This window comes from Variovorax ureilyticus, from assembly GCF_037889935.1.
In the GTDB taxonomy this organism is placed as follows: domain Bacteria; phylum Pseudomonadota; class Gammaproteobacteria; order Burkholderiales; family Burkholderiaceae_C; genus Variovorax; species Variovorax ureilyticus.
Genome location: NZ_JBBKZU010000028.1, coordinates 28,598 through 45,334, shown reverse-complemented (window position 1 = coordinate 45,334; position 16,737 = coordinate 28,598). Strand labels below are relative to the sequence as shown.

Sequence of the window (16,737 nt, the reverse complement as noted above, 5' to 3'; positions counted from 1 at the left end):
CATCGGTCACCACCCACGACTCAACTCGCTTCTTCGCCAAGGTATCGATCCAGCGCCGCGATCACAACGCGGCTCGGATCGATAGTTTACCTATTTACGGATAGGTTCTTAACAACCTGGCGCTCGGCGTTCAGTAGTTCGTCTGCATGAGCAGCAAACCCGGCGTTCTGGTAGAGCGCGCGATCTCTCCTGAAGTCATCACTTGGCTCGAACATCATTTCGACGTCGAGCACAAACAGGCCGATGAAGCTTGGCCTCGTGAACTGCAGCTGCGCAAGCTCAAGATCTGCGCCAACATGGCCGTTGGATGCAACAACTTCGACGTCGACGCCATGCGGCGCAAAAAGGTGCTGGCCACCAATGCACCCGATGTACTGACCGACACGACCGCCGACTTCGGCTTTGCACTTTTGCACCGCTGATGGCCAGGGCCCGCCGGGTGACCGAGAGCGAGCATTTCCTACGCGCGGGCAAGTCGTCGCCTCGGGACGGCTGCTTCAGGCACTGACCCGCAGTTCCGCCCGCCCCTTCCCTTCGGCTGCTCTCGCTGACAACGGAAGATCGCCGCACAACACCACGTCCCGCGCGATCAAACTGCTCGAATGCGCATTGAAGCATTCGAACCATCTGAAGCAATTGCACGCCCGCTTGAGGTGATTGCAGACGGCTGCAAGCACCTGCGGTCCGAGATCGCGAGGCCGCGCACAGCAGCGGCGCGGCCCTTACGTGAAGTAGTTCACGCAGCGCCGACCCCCAGGGTCAGCGCATGTCAAAAGACATACCAAAGTATTAGCCAGGATCACAGAATCGTGACATGGAGAGAGACAACGAAGCCATTCCCGGCGAGGCGATCGGCAACCCCAATCAAGAGGTCATCAAGAGGTTCGGTGAGCCGACAGGCAAAGATGAGCCGACTTGGACGAAAGCCGCCGTTGTCGTCACCATCATGCTTGTTCTAGCCGTGTCGTTCCTGCGGTTCGCGGGCCTGATTACCTAGCCGGCCATCGATGAGCTCAAAGTCAAGTCCATCTTGCGACTCGGGCCCACGGGTCAGCAAGCTGCGGCTCAACACGGTGCAATGGCAAACGCTGCAGGCCCTGGCCGGGTGCGCGGGAAACACGAGTGCGCATGCACGCGTCACAGCAGTGGGTCGCCTGACCTCTCACGGACTTGTGGCGATGGACGACAGAGGCTGTGCCTACCTGACCATCGTCGGATTGCAGCGGTTGGACCAAGGACGATAGCGTCTTCTCGCCTCGCGTCCGGCGCTTTGTGCAGTACGCGAACATGAGCGCTGATGCGTGGGACGCGAAGTGCCGGTTCTCTGACCGACGTCAATGCGACTCGACTTGAAAGGTTTATCTTAAGGCACGAGTGGGGTTCCATCATTGCCAGTTGGCGGCAGGATGAAAGGGGGTCGTTCATGAAGCGCGTCGTCGTCGATCATTTCGGCGGCCCCGAAGTCTTGAGAGTCGTCGAAGACGAGCCTCCCATGCCGGGACCCGGTGAGATCCGCATCCGCGTTCTGGCCGCCGGCGTGTCTTTCACCGACGCCCAACTGCGTGCGGGAACGTACCTTGGCGTGCCGAGGCCACCCTTCACGCCCGGCTACGAACTCGTGGGCATCGTCGAGGAGCTGGGATCGGGCTGCTCGCGCCTGCGCATCGGGGACCGCGTCGGCGCGCTGACCGTCTGGGGCGCCGACGCAGAACAGGTCTGCGTACCGGAAGTGAACGCCGTGGAGGTGCCGGAGGACCTCGACCCGGCGGAGGTGCTCAGCCTCGTCTTCACCTACATGACGGCATTCCAGCTGCTGCACCGCACTGCACGCGTGAAGCGCGGTGAGGCGGTGCTCGTCCATGGCGCGGCGGGCCGGGTGGGCACCGCCGTCCTCGAGTTGGGTGCTGCGGCCGGCTTGCGCCTCTTCGGAACCTGTTCGGCCCGCGACCGCGCTGCGGTCGAACGGCTCGGGGCCGTGGCGATCGACTATCAGAACGACGATTTCCTCGCCCGGCTGCGCCAGCTTCCCGACAGGGGCGTCGACGTGGTTCTGGACGGCATCGGCGGCGCGCTGTCGCTTCGATCCTTTCGCGCGCTCAGACCCGGAGGGCGGCTCGTCGTATTCGGTCACTATGCCGCGCTTGCCCAAGGGCACAAGAGCTGGCGGGGATGGATCGAATGGTATGTCGCGACCACGGCCGTTGCTTTGTGGAGCTTGCTCTCGCCTCATCGGAAGGTTCTCGCGTACCGCATCCAGAAGTTGCGCGAGGGTCGTCAATGGTTTCCCGTGGCGGCCCATCGCAGAGCGCTTCCGGTGGGCGGCGGCCCGCGCCAGCCGGAGTGGTTTCGCGAGGACTTTCGCGCGTTGCTCGACCTGCTTCGGCGGGGCTGGATTCATCCGGTGGTGGCCGAGCGACTGCCGCTCACCGAGGCAAGACACGCGCACGAGTTGCTGGACGTTTCAGCAGGTCTCGGAAAGCTCGTGCTGGTGCCGTAGGCAACACGGGCCGGTCTTCGTCTCCGAGCCCGAAGTCTTGGATGGTGCGAGTGACCCGAGCCTTGTACCAGCCTGTGTAGCCAGGACTTACGAAAGGACCAACTCCAACGCGGGCATCAATCGATTCTCAGCGATCCTCCGGAAGCCCTTCGGAGTGGGATGCAGCTCATTTGCCCACCACCCCTGGGGCCCGGTCTCGGGCAATTCTCCAGCTGTCTCGACGGCAATGATCGGGCCAAGGCCGCCGTTCAAAGCCAGGTCGTCCTGTGCATCCCCCAGCGCTCTTATGAGCGATTTGAAGAGGTCACGCCGAAGTTGCACTTGCACCTTGGCCATGTCCATCGGCACCTTCAGCCAATCCGCGGGGCCGAAGAATCCCTTGCCGGTCGGCCACGCGTTGTCATAGTTGTGAAGCACGATCGGGGCATGTGGGTTGTAAGCACGGAAGCGGACGATCACCTCACGATAGGCATTGATGATGCCCGTGATGACGGCGGCCGGCTGCGTCTGGCGCCAGCATTCCGACACGGTCGTGAAGCTCGAGCAGTCCGGCTGCAGGAGCCGGAGGAAGTCATCCTGACCGGCAACGTCATTGCCGCCGCCACTCAAGATCAGCGCCTTGCAACTGGAGGCGAACATGTCGAACCCGAAATCGATGGCCTTGCGGGTTCCTCGAGACCAGTCCGCTGCCTCGGAGCCATTCTTCCCGATCACCACAAAGGTCTCGCTCGGAAAAAGTGACCCCAGTTCAGTGGCCAGGTTGTCGACGGGATACCAGAGCCATGAATCCCCGATGGCCAGCACAGATGCGAATTGAAGCTTCGTCAGGGCCGTGTGGACGCCCCAGAATACGTTTGCCATGGCGGGTCCCTCCAGAGTCTTCGCGCGACCGATAGAGCAGGGTACTTCTGCGCGTCGTCGGCATCATCGCATCGGAGATGCAACGCCACATACCAACATTGGAGGAGGCTGCGGTGCCACGTGCCCCTGGTGCCTCACAAGACGACTCCGCTTCCGGCAGCGCGTGGCCGGCGCGCTGACGCGGGACCCGGCCGCCTTCAGTGGCCGCGCCTGAACATCGACCAGCGCACCGTCAGGATGTCCGCCGCGATCTTGGCCGCATCGACCCCGGCGTAGGTCTGTTCCGCGTCGAACTCGAATCCCTCGCGGTACCGCACGACTTCCCCGTAGTCCCGGTCGAAGACCATCGGCCCAGTGAGCTCAGTGGGGTCGGTCCCGGCGGGCAGCGCGAGGAATTTCTCGGGGTTGGTCGCGCTTTGGTAGAGGTCGACGGTGAGGTGGCTCATGGAGATCTCCGATCGTTGGATCTGATCGAATGATCACCTCAGCCACAGGCGGCGCAATCAGCGACCGCCTACATCGGGCTGACCGGTGCCGCCGACAGCGACAGATTGCTTCAGCACCGGCGCGAACGAACGCGATGCCGGCTGGGATCGCACCCGGCGTTCCGTCCGCAGTCGTCGAGGCCAGCGCTCGCAACGTCGGCACTGCCCGTGCTGCGGGGGCCAACTGATGACCGTTGCACCGGCACCCGCGGCAAGGATGAGCGTGTCGTCCGTGCATGCATCCGCGACGACCACCACCTCCACGGTCTCCCCCGTCAGTCTTGCGTTGTCCTTCGAGCCTGCATGCGGCATCGGGGAGCTGACGCGCGCCCTGGCGCAGCCCCCGGCAATCCCGGAAGCTCACTCCTGATTACTGGATTCCGATTCGGGTCAGCGCTCGACCGTTCACGGTCAGGAGCGATCCCCTGCTTCGAAGCTCAATGGCCAGACTGCGATAGAACTCCGCGCTTTCCGGATCGGCAGGCTGCCCCAGGATCTCTGTCAAGCGACCCAGCGCCTCCCGGGCCGCCTTTTCATTTCCCGCTTGCGAGAAAGAGTCGACTGCTTCATTGAAGTGTTCGGCCGCAGCATCCCATTCTCCCAGCTTGAGTGCCACCTCTCCCAGGATGCAGTGGGTCGATCCGGCCTCGGCCGCGGACCCCGTAGCGCGAGCGAACTCCAAGGCAGCAACACCCTTGGTTTGCGCCTGCGCGTATTCCCCGACGCGGTTGTGGCTCTGCGCGCTGAGGTTCAACAACCGCAGCGTTTCTGTCACGCCGCCCCCCTGCGCGAGCGCCGCCTCGAACAGGCTGATTGCCTCTCGGTGCTGGCCGGCGTGCTGGAGTTCGCACCCCTTTTGCATCATCTGCGAGAGGGGTAGGCCATTGGACCCTATGGGCCGCCCTTCCCGGACCTTGCCGGCTGGCGTGAGAGACGACCTGCGGCTTGCTTGACGCCAACCGTGCAACCCAATCCAGACTGCCACTCCGGTGAGCACAACGCCAGCGACAGCCATGCCGACGGTCATGAACCAGCCGTTGCCCGGGAACATGGAACGCCTCCTGGTCAGTCGCCCTTCGACTCAATCCGCCGTGAAACGAATGCCGGTCACCGTGCCTCCGATGTGCTCGATCAAAGTGACTCCGTCAGTCGCGTACTGGTCAATGGTGAAAGTGCCTTCGTAGCTCTCGCCTGATGGGCTGAGCGTCACCGTCTCCCGCAAGACCCCGGGGCCCGCGAATGCGGCGGGTACGACAGGCGGGTTCGAGTCGCTGCTGGCATACGCGAGGGCCAGATGCTTGAGCTTGTAGGTCGCGCTTCCGGTCTGCTCCCACACTCCCATGCAGACGTCGCCCGTACTCGGCGCACGACCGCCGGAGATCAGGAATTCGGTCCCGTCGCTGTGCCATTGCGCCGTTCCGAAATCAAGTGGAACCCCGGCCGGGATGGGCATCGGGTAGGCCGTGCCGTCGGACACGAGATTGACTTTCCACATTCCAACGATGCTGGTGCGCTTTGATGGGTGCGTCTGGTTCTTCTCCTGCTGCATCCAACTCTCTGGTGCCGCGCCGTGCCCGGGGAACATGCCGCAGCCCGCAGCGGCCCGGCCAGTCGCTGTCGCGCCCGCGACGCCCAGACCAAGCACGATCAAGTAACCACCGAGTGCACGCCGAAGGGCTGCTCTTTCGTTCATGGTGAACTCCTTGCATGAAAGGACAGGTAGGAGCCGGCTTGGCGAACACCCAGGCCGGCGGCGGAAATCGCGGGACTGCCATCAAGGCATGCGCCGGAAGAGTCAGGAAACGCGACATTCATCACTCCCCGTCAGAGCCGGCCCAGGAGCCAGACGAGAACGAGAACGCCGCCTGCGCTCGCTGCGAGTGTCATCGTCAGATCGGCAGCGCGTTCACTCCGGGGTTTGGATACGGGCGATGGACGTTGTTGCTTGACGGATGCACCGTTTGAGTACGGGCTGTAGATCGCCGATCCGGGGACTTCAGCCTCGGTCCCTGACGCCGTCTCGCCGCTTCGCGTGGCCAGCGGGACGAGAGCCATCTCCGTGCCCCTGGTCGTTGTCGGCACTCTGAACTCAGCGATGCCGCTCTGGGGTGTGGCGCTTGCGGAAACGCAGGCGCAGACGGCCAGGGTGAACGCTGTAGCCCCAACTCGACAACATGGCAATTCCATTCAGGGCTCCTCACAAGGCGGCGCGGCCTTGACGTTGGAAATTCGCTGGAGGGAACTATGGGCTGCTGCTCGGCAGAGCGGCAGACAATGCGACCAAGCGCCGGAATCGCGGTACGAAGGCAGCGAAAGAAGGGGTGAATCCGACTTGGGGCGGGACTCACCCAAGGGCGACACGCAGGTGTTCGGCCATCCTGATTCGCCGGGGATTAGCACCCTAAAGCAGCCGCTTCGTCGGATGCTGCTGGAACTGCCGCTCAGACCCGCTTAGCCTGCTCGGATGAACCCTGCCCTTGACAGTGGGCGTCCACGGTGTCAAACCGCGCGTGGGCCGCAACTGCGCGCAGGCAGCGCGGAAGACCAACGCTCCCAAGGACTCCGGGGGTCGATGCTCCCACGCAAGATCGGTCGATAACCAGAGGAACAATTCTCATGGCGGTTGTCCAGTTCCAACGCCATCGCGCATGGTTCGAGAACGTCGCGATCTGGCTGGCGGCATGCGTCGCCTGCGCGCTGATGCTCGCGTCGTTCGAGAGCCTGTGGTTCTTTTTCACCGATTCTTTTTGGGATGCGTGGCGCGAGTTCGCCTGGTGCTTTCTTCGGGCCCTCGTTGCGGTGGCCGCATTGTTTTTCGTCCTGGGGGTTGGCACCGCATGGTTGCCCGAACGCCGGGCGCTGCGCTGGCCGGCGTTGGCGTTGGTCATCGTCGCCGCCGCCGCGCTGGGCTGGTTCGCCGAGGACGGCCTGACGTTCATTCTGAGCGGCGAGCACATCTCGGACGGCGAGCGACCCTACATGCTCCACACCATGTTCGTGCTGGCGCTGCTGGTGGGCGTGCTCGGTGAGTACCGTTGGGCAAGCCTTCGCGCTGCGGCGCTGCTGCACGAAGCCGAGCTGAATCGAGTCCGCTTGGAGGGCGAGCTGGCGGCGGGCCGCCTGCAGGTGCTGCAGGCGCAGATCGAGCCGCACTTTCTCTTCAATTCGCTCGCCAACATTCGCCGGCTGCTGCGTACCGACGGCAACGCTGGCCGTGCAATGCTGGTCGACCTGATGCTCTACCTCGAAAGCGCGCTGCCCCGAATGCGCGACGACAGCTCGACGCTCGCGCGCGAGGCCGAACTGATCCGGGCGTTCCTCGCTGTGCACCAGGTACGCATGGGCGGGAGGCTGCAGTTCCGCGTCGACGTACCCGACGGTCTCGGCCGACGCGTCGTGCCGCCGATGATGCTGTTGACCCTGATCGAGAACGCGCTGAAGCACGGACTGGGTCCGCTCCCCGAGGGCGGCTCGATCAGCGTCGTGGCCACCGAAGCGGACGACAAGCTCGTGCTCCAGGTGTCCGATACGGGTCGCGGTCTGGTGGCGGGATCGGGCGGTGGCACTGGCTTGGCCAACATCCGTGCCCGGCTGAGGGCGATGTACGGTCCGGCGGCGGGCTTGTCGCTGCGACACAACGAGCCACACGGTGTTGTGGCGCAAATTCTCCTGCCGGTGCAAGTGGCGTGAACGTGCTCGCACACAAGGTTCTTGCGACGCCGCGCTGGCGCCTCGGGGCGTGGGCGGCGCGAGCCTGGCGTCGGATGGGTTGGCGACACGTGCTGCTGGCACTGCTGATCGCCATCGTCCGTGATGCAATCAATCCGCTCGGAGGGATTTTCTTCCCGCCGGTGGCGCTTCTCAGTCCCGTCGTTCCCTTCCTGGACGGTTCCTGGGCGGTCGGCAATATTCCACTCGTATTCGCCGTGCTGGTGGCCGACGAGGCTTTCGACGATGGCGTATCGCCCCTGCGTGCATACGGATGGGCCGTCATCGCGATGGTCTCTGTTCTTCCGGCTACCACACGGGTGTACGGGCTTGTCATCGCTTCCCGCTTGCGATCCGCTGAAGGAGGTCCGGGCCAGCCGATCACGGGGGTCGAGGACGGCGCGGCACAACTCGTGTGGTGGATGCTGGTCGCCCTGTACGAATGCGGCTTCGGCATGACGATCTACGCCCACTGGCGCGTGACCCAACGGGCGATGCGCCGGGCCCAGGCTGCCGAATCCGAACGCGTTCGCAGCGAGCAGCGGGTGCAGACGGCTCGATTGCTCGCGCTTCAGGCGCGAGTCGAGCCGCAACTGCTGTTCGATGCGCTCAGGCGGGTTGGCGACCTGCACGATCGCGAACCCCAGGCGGCAGACGCCTTGTTGGCCGAACTGATTACCCTGCTGCGCTCCATGCAGCCCCACGAGAGGGCGGACACCTCCACCGTCGAGAGAGAGTTCGCGCTCGCGGAGGCATGGCTGCGCGTGTCGAGGAGTGCGGGGCGCGCGTGTGTCCGAATCCGGCTGCACATGGCGCTCGGCAGCGCCAAGGTCGGCATTGCACCCATGCTGGTCCTGCCGATGCTGCGCGAAGTACTGGCCATGCCACGCGCCATGCAGGTCGAGTGGCGCCTGAGCGCCGAACTCGACCGAGAGCGCCTGCTTGTCAAGCTGCAGCCGGATGCCGTTGACGAGACCGATGCCCCCGGCGTTCTGGTGGGGGCCAACCTCGCACCCCTGCACGAGCAACTCGCACGGTTGTTCGGACAGACTGCCCGCCTGGCGGTCTCGGCATCGCCGCCGCGCCTCACACTCGATCTGCCTCTTCTGCTCGGAGACCACGATGACCACGGCACTGATCGCTGAAGACGAACCGGTACTGGCCGCGGAAATCCGCGAAGAACTGGAGCGCCTGTGGCCCGGGCTGGTCATCTGCGCCACGGTGCACGATGGCAACGAGGCGTTGCGCGAGATCGAGAAACATCGCCCGGAGGTGCTTTTCCTGGACGTCAAGATGCCGGGCCTCAACGGGATCGAGGTCGCCCGTGCGATGGGTTCGCGCGCCCACGTGGTCTTCATCACAGCCTTCGACCAGTATGCGGTGCAGGCCTTTGAGGAAGGGGCCATCGACTATCTGCTCAAGCCTCTCGACCCGGCACGGCTGGCGCTGGCGCTGCGCCGAGTCAGGGAGCGCCTGGCCACCCCGCCCGCCGACATGAGCGGCCTGCTCGAGCAACTGCAGCGTCGGGCCGCCAACGATCGGCTGCGCTGGATCACCGTCCTGCGCGGCGCCGACATCCACCTGATCACCGTGGAAGACGTCTGCTACTTCCGGGCCGACAACAAGTACATCGCCGTCGTCACGGCCGAGAGCGAATCGCTGATCACGACGCCACTGAAAGAGCTGGCCGAGCGCCTGGACCCGGGGATGTTCTGGCAGATCCACCGGGGCGTGATCGTCAACATCAACGCGATCAAGAGCGTACGGCGGGCGCTGGCGGGCCATCTGGAACTGCGCCTGAAGCAGCGTTCAGAGACGCTGCGGGTCAGCGCGGCATACGCCCATCTGTTCAAGCACATGTAGCTGCATTCGTCAGGACCTTTGGCCTTTCGTCCCGGCTTTCAGGGGGTTCGTCGGAAGGGACCGCGGCGCTGGGAGGAAATGCCTATGCTGGGACTGCGCGTCTGGCTCGGCGGACGGTCGACGAGCCTCGACGCAAGGTGTAGAGTGCCCTACCCGCCCGTCAGCGGTCTGCGGCCCGTATGGACTAGGAGAACAACGATGAATGCCTCCAGAAGGAAGACATCGGCAGCCTTGGTCGTCACCCTCTGCGCCGCCGCATCGCAGGCCCACGCCTGTGGCGAAGTCATGCTGCGTGCGCTCGGGACGATGCGCTATCACGCCTTCGTGACCCGCAACCCGGCGACCATCCTGCTGTACTCGGACGACCCGGCAGGCAACGCCAAGCGCCCTGCGGCCACCGATCCCAGGCTCCATGACAACCTGGAGAAGGTGGGACACAAGGTCGGCATGGCGCGAGGTGCAAACGAGCTGGGGCATGCGCTTGCCGGCAATCGCTACGACGTGATCGTCGCCTATGCCGACGACATGCGGGCGGTGACCGACGAGATCGCGAAGGCCACGCCGGAGCCAAAGCTGATTCCAGTGCTCGACAACGCATCGAACGAGCGGGAAATGCGCGAGCGCTATCCGCGACTGGTGACCGGGAATTTCAAAGACCTGCTCAAGGCCATCGAGCAGGCGATGACCGCCTAGCAAGACCACCGTGTGCTCGAAGCACGAACGAGCGCATCCCTCGCGGCGCGCGAGGCTGCCTCTGGCGGGGGGCTTGCTGTCAGGCTTGCTGGCCACCCTCGGCGCGGTCTGCGCAATGCCGTGCGCCGCGCAGAGCGTGCCGTCACGCGCCATCGGCAGTGCCTTCGTCGTACCCCCGCTCGAGTTGACCGAAGAAGAGAGCAGCGCCAAAGGTCACGGCTGGGTGTCCATCGGCTACCAGAACACCTACATCGACGGTTTCTTCGTGCCGATACCGGGCGGAAAGGCGCCGATCGGTGCCGTGCGTGTGCAAAGCATCTCGTTCGACGCGGACTACTTCATCACCGATCGCTGGTCAGGGCACCTGGGGATCCCGTTCATCGAGAGCCGCTACGGTGGCGACTCGCCGCACTGCGTCTCGCAGGCGCCGCCGCAATGCCGGGGTGCGGTGGTGCCCGCGCAGCCACACCCCGAATCGAAATTCCTCGACGACGGCCACTACCACGGGGCGTGGCAGGACTGGAATATCGGGCTGGCCTATCACGCCAACCTCAACGACTATCTGATCACGCCGTCCGTCACGGCGTACATACCCAGCCACCGCTATACCTTCTTCGCGCAAGCCGCGCCCGGCCAGGATCTGCGGAAACTGGAAATCGCGGTGGATCTGGCACATCAGTTCGAATTGAGCAATCTCTACTACCGAATGCGCCTGGGTCACGTCTTCGCCGAAAAGACGCTGGGCCAGAGCATCGACCACAACCGGCTGGACCTGGAACTGGGCTACTTTCTCAACGACACATGGACGGTCAAGGCGTTCGCTGTCGGCAGGAAAGGCAATGGCTATACCGGCGACTATGACCGGACCACCGAGCTCTGGTACCACCACGATCAGCGCGCCATGCACAACTACGCCAATGTCGGTGTCGGCTTCGACTACCGCATCGACGAGAAGTACACGCTGTCCACGACAGTGCAACGGCTCGTCTGGGGACAGTTCGTCTTCGACTTCAAGTATTCGATCGATCTCCGCCTGACTCGCGAGTTCTGAGGCTACGCGGTTCCGGCGTTGCAGAAGAAGCCGCTCGACGCCGTCTCCATGAGGCGACGCTGCACGAAGGATTGGCGCGCGGCACCTGCGAGTTCCGCGTCCGGCACCCCTGCCACGGCGTCCTGTGCGTGCGCGCCGAAGGGCGCGAAGCAGAGGATGGCAATTCGCAGGATGGCGAGGAGCCCGTTGCGTGTCATGGTGACTCTCCCGAGATGTCCCGAGATTCAAGGTACGTCAGCCCATCTCGCACGACCAGCCCGATCCGACGAATGCCGTCCGGCGCAGGACGAATCGAAACTCGCGGGGATCAAACCGAGCGACAGTCGCGACCGCACCCATCTCAGTGGCTGCGGCACGCACGCAGCGCCCGATGTTGCGCTAGCTCAAGCGGGCCGCTGTCCCGATGCCGCATTGTTGAGGGCACCGCCTACCAGGAGACCCCGATGTCGCCCCTGCCTCTCAATCTCGACTCCGACATGCTCACGCTGCCGATGCCCCGGCTTCAGGCGGCGACCTTGGAGGTGGCTCTGCAGCAGCGCCGCAGCACACGCACCTTCCTGCCGGAGCCCCTGTCGCTGGACGAAGTATCTGCCGTGCTGTGGGCCGCATTCGGCGTGAACCGCCCGGAAACCGGCGGCCGAACCGCCCCGTCGGCACGTGGATGGGAGGAAATACTGATATACGCCGTGATGGCCGACGGCACATGGCGCTATGACGCGCAGGCCCATCGGCTGGAACTGGTGAAGGCCGGAGACTTGCGCGCAGTCACCGGGGTGCAGGAGTTTGCGGGCTCTGCGCCCCTGAACCTGGTGTACGTGGCCGACTTCGAACGCATGCACGATGTGCGCGAGGAAGACCGCGTCTTCCTAGCGGGCGTCGACTCGGGCTGTATTGTCGAAAACGTCTACCTCTACTGCGCGGGTGCCGGCCTGGGAACTGTCGTCCGCGCATTGATCGACCGGCGAAGCCTTGCGCAGGCGCTCGATCTGAAGCCGACGCAGCGCATCGCCCTGGCACAGAGCATTGGCCGGACAGGGCTCATCCAATGAGTCCGGAGAAGCGCCGACCGAGGATCCTTGGCAAGACGTCCTCGATCGCGCGAACGCCTCAGTACATGTCGGGGGAAGGCACAGCAGGCGATGAAGGCTCCTTGCGGGGCGCATCGGCCACCATGCAGTCGATCGTGAGGATCAGGCCGGCGATCGAACCGGCGTTCTGCAGCGCAAGACGGGTCACCTTGGCCGGGTCGATGACCCCCATCGCGAGCATGTCGCCATATTCGCGGCGGGCGGCGTTATAGCCGAAGCTCGGCTGTCCGGCGGCATCCACGCGGTCCAGAACGATGGAGGGTTCCTGCGCAGCGTTCTGCACGATGCGGCGCATCGGCTCCTCCAGCGCACGGACCACGATCTTCAATCCCGAGTCCTCGTCGAGCGTCGGCAGCGTCACACCCAGCAGCGCCTTGCGCGCGCGCAGCAACGCGACCCCGCCGCCGGGCACGATGCCCTCCTCGATCGCCGCGCGGGTGGCGTGCAGGGCATCCTCCACGCGCAGCTTTCGCTCCTTCAGTTCAGTCTCGGTGGCCGCGCCGACCTTGATCACCGCCACGCCGCCCGAGAGCTTGGCGATGCGTTCATCCAGTTTCTCGCGGTCGTAGTCGCTCCCGAGCTTCTCGCGCTCCTTCTTCAGCGTCGCGATGCGGTCGCGGATGGCCGATGCATCGCCGGTGCCGCCGACGATGGTCGTGTTCTCCTTGTCGACGATGACTCGCCGGGCTCGACCCAGATGCTCCAGTTTCGCCTTCTCGAGCGTCAGGCCCAACTCCGCGGAAACAACCTGTCCGCCCGTGACCAGCGCGATGTCCTGCAGCATCGCCTTGCGACGATCGCCGAAGCCCGGCGCCTTCACGGCGCAGGTCTTGAGCACGCCCCGGATGCTGTTCACGACCAGCGTTGCCAGTGCATCCGCATCGACCTCCTCCGCAATGACCAGCAAGGGCATTCCCGCCTTCGCTGCGGATTCGAGCAGCGGCACCAGTTCCTGCAGCCCGGACAGCTTCTGGTCATAGAGCAGCACCGCGACGTCCTCCAGGACGCAGGTCTGCCGTTCCGGGTTGTTGATGAAGTAGGCCGAGAGATAGCCGCGGTCGAACTGCAGTCCCTCGACGGTTTCGAGTTCGCTCGCGATGCCGGATCCGTCCTCGATGGAGACCGCGCCATCGCGGCCCACCTTGTCGATCGCCTGCGCGACCAGTTCGCCGATGGAGCGGTCGTTGTTGGCCGAGATCGCCGCGACGTGCGCAATCTCCTGCGATGTGGCGCAGGGCTGGGACATCTTCTTGAGCTCGGCCACGATGATCTCGACGGCCTGCTCGATGCCATGCTTGAGCTCCATGGGGTTCATCCCGGCCGCCAGGTATTTCAAACCTTCCTGCACCAGGGTGTGCGCAAGCACGGTCGCCGTCGTGGTGCCGTCGCCGGCCATCTCGCTGGTACGGGCGGCGACTTCGCGCATCAGTTGCGCGCCCATGTTCTCGAAGCGGTCTTCGAGTTCGATCGATTTCGCGACGACCACGCCCGAATTGACGATCTGGGGCGCGCCGAATTCGCGATCGAGCACCACGGTGCGCCCTCTGGGACCCAACGTGACCTTGACGGCCTCGGCCAGCGTATCGACTCCCCGCCGGATCTTGTCGCGAGCCTCCTCGCGAAACAGAAGTTTCTTGGCAGACATCTTGATCGACCTCCTGCCGACATCATTGGCCGTCTTGTCGATCCAGGGCTTGCGCCACGTCAAGCGAACTGGCTGCCGCGCGTGACGGTGCGGCGTTGATCGAGCGCAAAATCGCCAATGTCTGCCCTGCCTGGAGTCGCTGGCGCGGGGCGACTTGCCCGCCCGACCACCTTCGAAAGGAAAAGCCATGCAAGCCATTTCCCGCAGCCGCCCGAGGGAGCCCTGAATGCGCGTCGCACTCGTCACCGGCGGAACGGCCGGCATCGGCGCGGCCACCGCGCAAGCGCTGGCGGAAGCCGGCTATCGCGTGGCCGCCAACTACGGCTCCAACAGCGAGGCCGCCAATCGCTTCTCCGAACGCACGGGCATTCCCGCTTTCGCGTGGAATGTGGCAGACCTTGCCGCTTGCCGCGAGGGCGTGGCACGCGTGGAAGCCGAACTCGGGCCCGTGGACGTGCTGGTCAACAACGCCGGCATCACCCGCGACGCCATGCTGCACAAGATGTCGGACGCGCACTGGCGGGAGGTGATCGACATCAACCTGGGCGGATGCTTCAACATGTGCCGCGCGGTCATCGAAGGCATGCGCGAGCGCCGGTACGGACGCATCGTCAACATGAGTTCGGTCAACGGCCTCTCGGGCCAGGCCGGCCAATGCAACTACGCGGCGACCAAGGCGGGGCTGATCGGCTTCACGAAATCCCTCGCACTGGAGGGCGCCTCGCGCAACATCACGGTCAACGTGATCGCGCCCGGCTATACGGACACCGCGATGGTGGGCGCAGTGCCGCCCGAGGTGCTCACGGGAATCCTCAAGACGGTGCCGGTCGGCCGTCTCGCAACGCCAGCCGAGATCGCGCGCGCCGTGGTTTTTCTCGCATCGGAAGACGCCGGCTTCATCACCGGCATCACGTTGTCGATCAACGGCGGCAAGTACATGCCCTGAAGCCCCTTGGCGCGCCGGAGCTCAGCTCGACACTTTCAGTTCATTCACCACGCTTGTGATTCCCACGGCGGACCATGCGGCACCTTGCGCCGCGGCACGCTCCGCCCACGAGTGGACGGTGCCACGCAATTTCGCCTCGGTTCCATCGATCACCACATCGATGTGCTGCGCATCCTTCTCGGCCTGGCGAACCAGGGCGTCGCGAATCTTCGCCGCCACATTGGAATGGGCGGGCCGCTGCTTGAGCATGATGTTGTTGCTGACGCCGACCACTCCCGTGAGCGACCGCACGGCGCGCACTGCTGCCCGGCGCTGATACTCCCACTCCACATCGCCCTTCAGCGTGAGCCATCCCTGCTCGACCTTCAGTCCGATGCCGGCCGGTACCTGCGCATTCCACGTCAGCGCGTCTTCCGCAGCGGCCGCGATCTCGGTATCACTTCGCTTGTGGCTGGGATCGAGCTTGACATCCAGTTCGACAGCAAGAGCCTTGACGCCTTGAACATGCTGCACCGCATGTTCGACGAGCGCCTTTTCGCTGTAGGTGTGAAGGTGCCCGGTGAGCGTGACCACACCGTTCTCCACCATGACCCCGACATGGGCTGCGTTGATCGCCGGGTCCCACTCGAGCTCGCTCTCGACGTCCTTCTTGAGTTGCGCATCTGTCTTCATGATCGACCTTTCCAATGTCGTTGTTTCTCTCGATCCGACCTGCGTGCAGCGCGCAGCGTTTACGGCAGATCGTATGAAGGCGCGGCCGGGCGCCGATTGATTCATCGCAATCCAGATGGCGGCTGGCTTCGTGCGAGTCGGTCGAAACTTGATGCGCGTCAATGAAGTGTTTGGCGAAGATCAAGGCACGCGGCGCATTGCATCCCTAGCATGGGTCTCTCGACCGGCGGACCGTTCCCACGTATCGGCGCATTCACTGAAAGGCCTGCGTACCTCGACAGCTCCGTCTTGACCGTCCCACCCAAAGGAGCCCTCATGAATCAACCCATCTCCTCCTTGATGCAACGACCCGTCTGCAGCGCCGGCATGGATGACACGGTGGCGCAGGTGGAGGCCCTGCTCTCCGACCGGCGCCTGAACTGGGTCCCGGTCCTCGAACCTACGAAGCGCGAAGCGGCTGGCGTCATCAGCGCCTCTGACCTCGTCGCCTTCCACTCGCAAGGCCGTGACGCCGCGGCGACGCGCGCATGGCAAATGTGCACCTACAAGCCGGTCGTGGTGGATGCCGAGACGCCGATTGCCATGGTCGCGGCTCTGATGGTGGAGCGCGGGATTCATCACGTGATCGTCACCGATCGCAACGGCATCGCCGGCGTCGTGTCGTCGCTCGACTTCGTGCGCACCTTCCTGCCCGATGACCGGCGCTGATCAGGACGCACGCATCATGCGAATACCCGCATTCCATCTCGCCTTGGCCGTGCTCCTGAGCGCGCTGAGCGCGGGCGCATCGGCTGCTTCGCCTCTTCTCGCTCCCGGAGCCCATCGCAGCGGCGGCATCGGAGAGGAAGACCAGGAGCGCATGCGACTGAGCCAGAACCTCTACAACCTGCGGCTCACTTTCGCGGAGGCCGGCACCGGCGCATATCTCACAGGCGTCGACGTGTTCATCGAACCCCTCGGTCGGGGGCGCGCGTTCGGGCCCTACAAGGACTGCGGCCCCCTGCTCCACGTGGCCCTGGCTCCAGGCGCCTACCGGGTGCGCGCAACCTACCGCGGCATCGCTCGCACGGTCGACGTCAGGATCGCAAAAGGCACGAGCGCCTCGACGCTCTACTGGCCGATCCTGCCCGATTGAACCGGCTTCGTCGACGCAGTCGCATCCGGTTGATCGAACGCAAGCCGATGCGCCCCGAAGCTGCCTAGAGTGGGATCAGAAGCGTATCGCCCC

Annotated in this window: 18 protein-coding genes and 1 pseudogene; 12 read left to right on the top strand and 7 right to left on the bottom strand. The window is 64.5% G+C overall.

Annotated elements, in window-relative coordinates; translation table 11 throughout:
- Positions 1-146 precede the first annotated feature (146 nt).
- The 3 genes and pseudogenes from WKW77_RS33625 to WKW77_RS33615 all read left to right on the top strand — a co-directional run.
- Positions 147-475, top strand: a pseudogene (locus WKW77_RS33625) (D-glycerate dehydrogenase); the annotation flags it as partial.
- Between the two features lie 339 nt (positions 476-814).
- The gene (locus WKW77_RS33620) at positions 815-997 is read left to right on the top strand and encodes a hypothetical protein (RefSeq protein ID WP_340361234.1); all 183 of its coding nucleotides are present in this window, start codon (positions 815-817) and stop codon (positions 995-997) included.
- Between the two features lie 426 nt (positions 998-1,423).
- Positions 1,424-2,497, top strand: a complete 1,074-nt coding sequence (locus tag WKW77_RS33615; protein ID WP_340361233.1) for a medium chain dehydrogenase/reductase family protein — start codon at positions 1,424-1,426, stop codon at positions 2,495-2,497.
- A gap of 87 nt (positions 2,498-2,584) precedes the next feature.
- Here the strand turns inward: WKW77_RS33615 and WKW77_RS33610 are convergent, their stop codons facing one another.
- From WKW77_RS33610 to WKW77_RS33595, 4 genes are all read right to left on the bottom strand, one after another.
- Complete coding sequence (locus tag WKW77_RS33610) at positions 2,585-3,358, bottom strand: SGNH/GDSL hydrolase family protein (RefSeq protein ID WP_340361232.1); 774 nt, start codon at positions 3,356-3,358, stop codon at positions 2,585-2,587.
- Positions 3,359-3,555: 197 nt separating this feature from the next.
- Positions 3,556-3,804 (bottom strand): hypothetical protein, encoded by a 249-nt coding sequence (locus WKW77_RS33605; RefSeq protein WP_340361231.1) that lies wholly within the window; start codon positions 3,802-3,804, stop codon positions 3,556-3,558.
- Between the two features lie 409 nt (positions 3,805-4,213).
- On the bottom strand, positions 4,214-4,894 hold the full coding sequence (locus WKW77_RS33600; RefSeq protein WP_340361230.1) for a tetratricopeptide repeat protein: 681 nt from the start codon (positions 4,892-4,894) through the stop codon (positions 4,214-4,216).
- Between the two features lie 30 nt (positions 4,895-4,924).
- A complete protein-coding gene (locus WKW77_RS33595) occupies positions 4,925-5,536 on the bottom strand; it encodes a hypothetical protein (protein ID WP_340361229.1) in 612 nt (203 codons plus the stop codon).
- A 923-nt stretch (positions 5,537-6,459) separates the two neighbouring features.
- Between WKW77_RS33595 and WKW77_RS33590 the strand changes: the two genes are divergently transcribed.
- From WKW77_RS33590 to WKW77_RS33570, 5 genes are all read left to right on the top strand, one after another.
- Positions 6,460-7,533, top strand: a complete 1,074-nt coding sequence (locus WKW77_RS33590) for a sensor histidine kinase (protein ID WP_340361228.1) — start codon at positions 6,460-6,462, stop codon at positions 7,531-7,533.
- A gap of 89 nt (positions 7,534-7,622) precedes the next feature.
- The gene (locus WKW77_RS33585) at positions 7,623-8,696 is read left to right on the top strand and encodes a histidine kinase (RefSeq protein WP_340361227.1); all 1,074 of its coding nucleotides are present in this window, start codon (positions 7,623-7,625) and stop codon (positions 8,694-8,696) included.
- On the top strand, positions 8,674-9,414 hold the full coding sequence (locus WKW77_RS33580; RefSeq protein ID WP_340361226.1) for a LytR/AlgR family response regulator transcription factor: 741 nt from the start codon (positions 8,674-8,676) through the stop codon (positions 9,412-9,414). Before WKW77_RS33585 ends, WKW77_RS33580 begins: the two co-directional genes overlap by 23 nt.
- A 198-nt stretch (positions 9,415-9,612) precedes the next feature.
- On the top strand, positions 9,613-10,107 hold the full coding sequence (locus WKW77_RS33575; RefSeq protein WP_340361225.1) for a hypothetical protein: 495 nt from the start codon (positions 9,613-9,615) through the stop codon (positions 10,105-10,107).
- Between the two features lie 85 nt (positions 10,108-10,192).
- The gene (locus tag WKW77_RS33570; protein ID WP_340361224.1) at positions 10,193-11,158 is read left to right on the top strand and encodes a hypothetical protein; all 966 of its coding nucleotides are present in this window, start codon (positions 10,193-10,195) and stop codon (positions 11,156-11,158) included.
- A 2-nt stretch (positions 11,159-11,160) separates the two neighbouring features.
- On the opposite strand, the gene WKW77_RS33565 is transcribed toward WKW77_RS33570, so the two are convergent.
- Entirely contained in the window at positions 11,161-11,355 is a 195-nt protein-coding gene (locus WKW77_RS33565; protein WP_340361223.1) for a hypothetical protein, read from the bottom strand.
- Positions 11,356-11,601: 246 nt separating this feature from the next.
- Here WKW77_RS33565 and WKW77_RS33560 point away from each other — a divergent pair, with 246 nt between their 5' ends.
- Positions 11,602-12,207 carry a SagB/ThcOx family dehydrogenase gene (locus WKW77_RS33560; protein ID WP_340361222.1) on the top strand — a complete coding sequence of 202 codons (606 nt, stop codon included), beginning with the start codon at positions 11,602-11,604 and terminating at the stop codon, positions 12,205-12,207.
- Between the two features lie 58 nt (positions 12,208-12,265).
- Here the strand turns inward: WKW77_RS33560 and groL are convergent, their stop codons facing one another.
- A complete protein-coding gene (gene groL / locus WKW77_RS33555) occupies positions 12,266-13,891 on the bottom strand; it encodes a chaperonin GroEL (protein ID WP_340361221.1) in 1,626 nt (541 codons plus the stop codon).
- Positions 13,892-14,117: 226 nt separating this feature from the next.
- On the opposite strand from groL, the gene phbB reads away from it, so the two are divergent.
- A complete protein-coding gene (phbB, locus tag WKW77_RS33550; RefSeq protein WP_340361220.1) occupies positions 14,118-14,837 on the top strand; it encodes an acetoacetyl-CoA reductase in 720 nt (239 codons plus the stop codon).
- Positions 14,838-14,858: 21 nt separating this feature from the next.
- On the opposite strand, the gene WKW77_RS33545 is transcribed toward phbB, so the two are convergent.
- Positions 14,859-15,509, bottom strand: a complete 651-nt coding sequence (locus WKW77_RS33545) for a BON domain-containing protein (protein WP_340361219.1) — start codon at positions 15,507-15,509, stop codon at positions 14,859-14,861.
- A gap of 315 nt (positions 15,510-15,824) precedes the next feature.
- Here WKW77_RS33545 and WKW77_RS33540 point away from each other — a divergent pair, with 315 nt between their 5' ends.
- On the top strand, positions 15,825-16,217 hold the full coding sequence (locus tag WKW77_RS33540) for a CBS domain-containing protein (RefSeq protein ID WP_340361218.1): 393 nt from the start codon (positions 15,825-15,827) through the stop codon (positions 16,215-16,217).
- A 16-nt stretch (positions 16,218-16,233) separates the two neighbouring features.
- The gene (locus tag WKW77_RS33535; RefSeq protein WP_340361217.1) at positions 16,234-16,644 is read left to right on the top strand and encodes a hypothetical protein; all 411 of its coding nucleotides are present in this window, start codon (positions 16,234-16,236) and stop codon (positions 16,642-16,644) included.
- Positions 16,645-16,737 lie beyond the last annotated feature (93 nt).

Bases quoted from the DNA above. Each gene is read 5' to 3' on its own strand.
- WKW77_RS33620 (WP_340361234.1), top strand. From the start codon at position 815: ATGGAGAGAGACAACGAAGCCATTCCCGGCGAGGCGATCGGCAACCCC.
- WKW77_RS33615 (WP_340361233.1), top strand. From the start codon at position 1,424: ATGAAGCGCGTCGTCGTCGATCATTTCGGCGGCCCCGAAGTCTTGAGA.
- WKW77_RS33610 (WP_340361232.1), bottom strand. From the start codon at position 3,358: ATGGCAAACGTATTCTGGGGCGTCCACACGGCCCTGACGAAGCTTCAA.
- WKW77_RS33605 (WP_340361231.1), bottom strand. From the start codon at position 3,804: ATGAGCCACCTCACCGTCGACCTCTACCAAAGCGCGACCAACCCCGAG.
- WKW77_RS33600 (WP_340361230.1), bottom strand. From the start codon at position 4,894: ATGTTCCCGGGCAACGGCTGGTTCATGACCGTCGGCATGGCTGTCGCT.
- WKW77_RS33595 (WP_340361229.1), bottom strand. From the start codon at position 5,536: ATGAACGAAAGAGCAGCCCTTCGGCGTGCACTCGGTGGTTACTTGATC.
- WKW77_RS33590 (WP_340361228.1), top strand. From the start codon at position 6,460: ATGGCGGTTGTCCAGTTCCAACGCCATCGCGCATGGTTCGAGAACGTC.
- WKW77_RS33580 (WP_340361226.1), top strand. From the start codon at position 8,674: ATGACCACGGCACTGATCGCTGAAGACGAACCGGTACTGGCCGCGGAA.
- WKW77_RS33575 (WP_340361225.1), top strand. From the start codon at position 9,613: ATGAATGCCTCCAGAAGGAAGACATCGGCAGCCTTGGTCGTCACCCTC.
- WKW77_RS33565 (WP_340361223.1), bottom strand. From the start codon at position 11,355: ATGACACGCAACGGGCTCCTCGCCATCCTGCGAATTGCCATCCTCTGC.
- WKW77_RS33560 (WP_340361222.1), top strand. From the start codon at position 11,602: ATGTCGCCCCTGCCTCTCAATCTCGACTCCGACATGCTCACGCTGCCG.
- groL (WP_340361221.1), bottom strand. From the start codon at position 13,891: ATGTCTGCCAAGAAACTTCTGTTTCGCGAGGAGGCTCGCGACAAGATC.
- phbB (WP_340361220.1), top strand. From the start codon at position 14,118: ATGCGCGTCGCACTCGTCACCGGCGGAACGGCCGGCATCGGCGCGGCC.
- WKW77_RS33545 (WP_340361219.1), bottom strand. From the start codon at position 15,509: ATGAAGACAGATGCGCAACTCAAGAAGGACGTCGAGAGCGAGCTCGAG.
- WKW77_RS33540 (WP_340361218.1), top strand. From the start codon at position 15,825: ATGAATCAACCCATCTCCTCCTTGATGCAACGACCCGTCTGCAGCGCC.
- WKW77_RS33535 (WP_340361217.1), top strand. From the start codon at position 16,234: ATGCGAATACCCGCATTCCATCTCGCCTTGGCCGTGCTCCTGAGCGCG.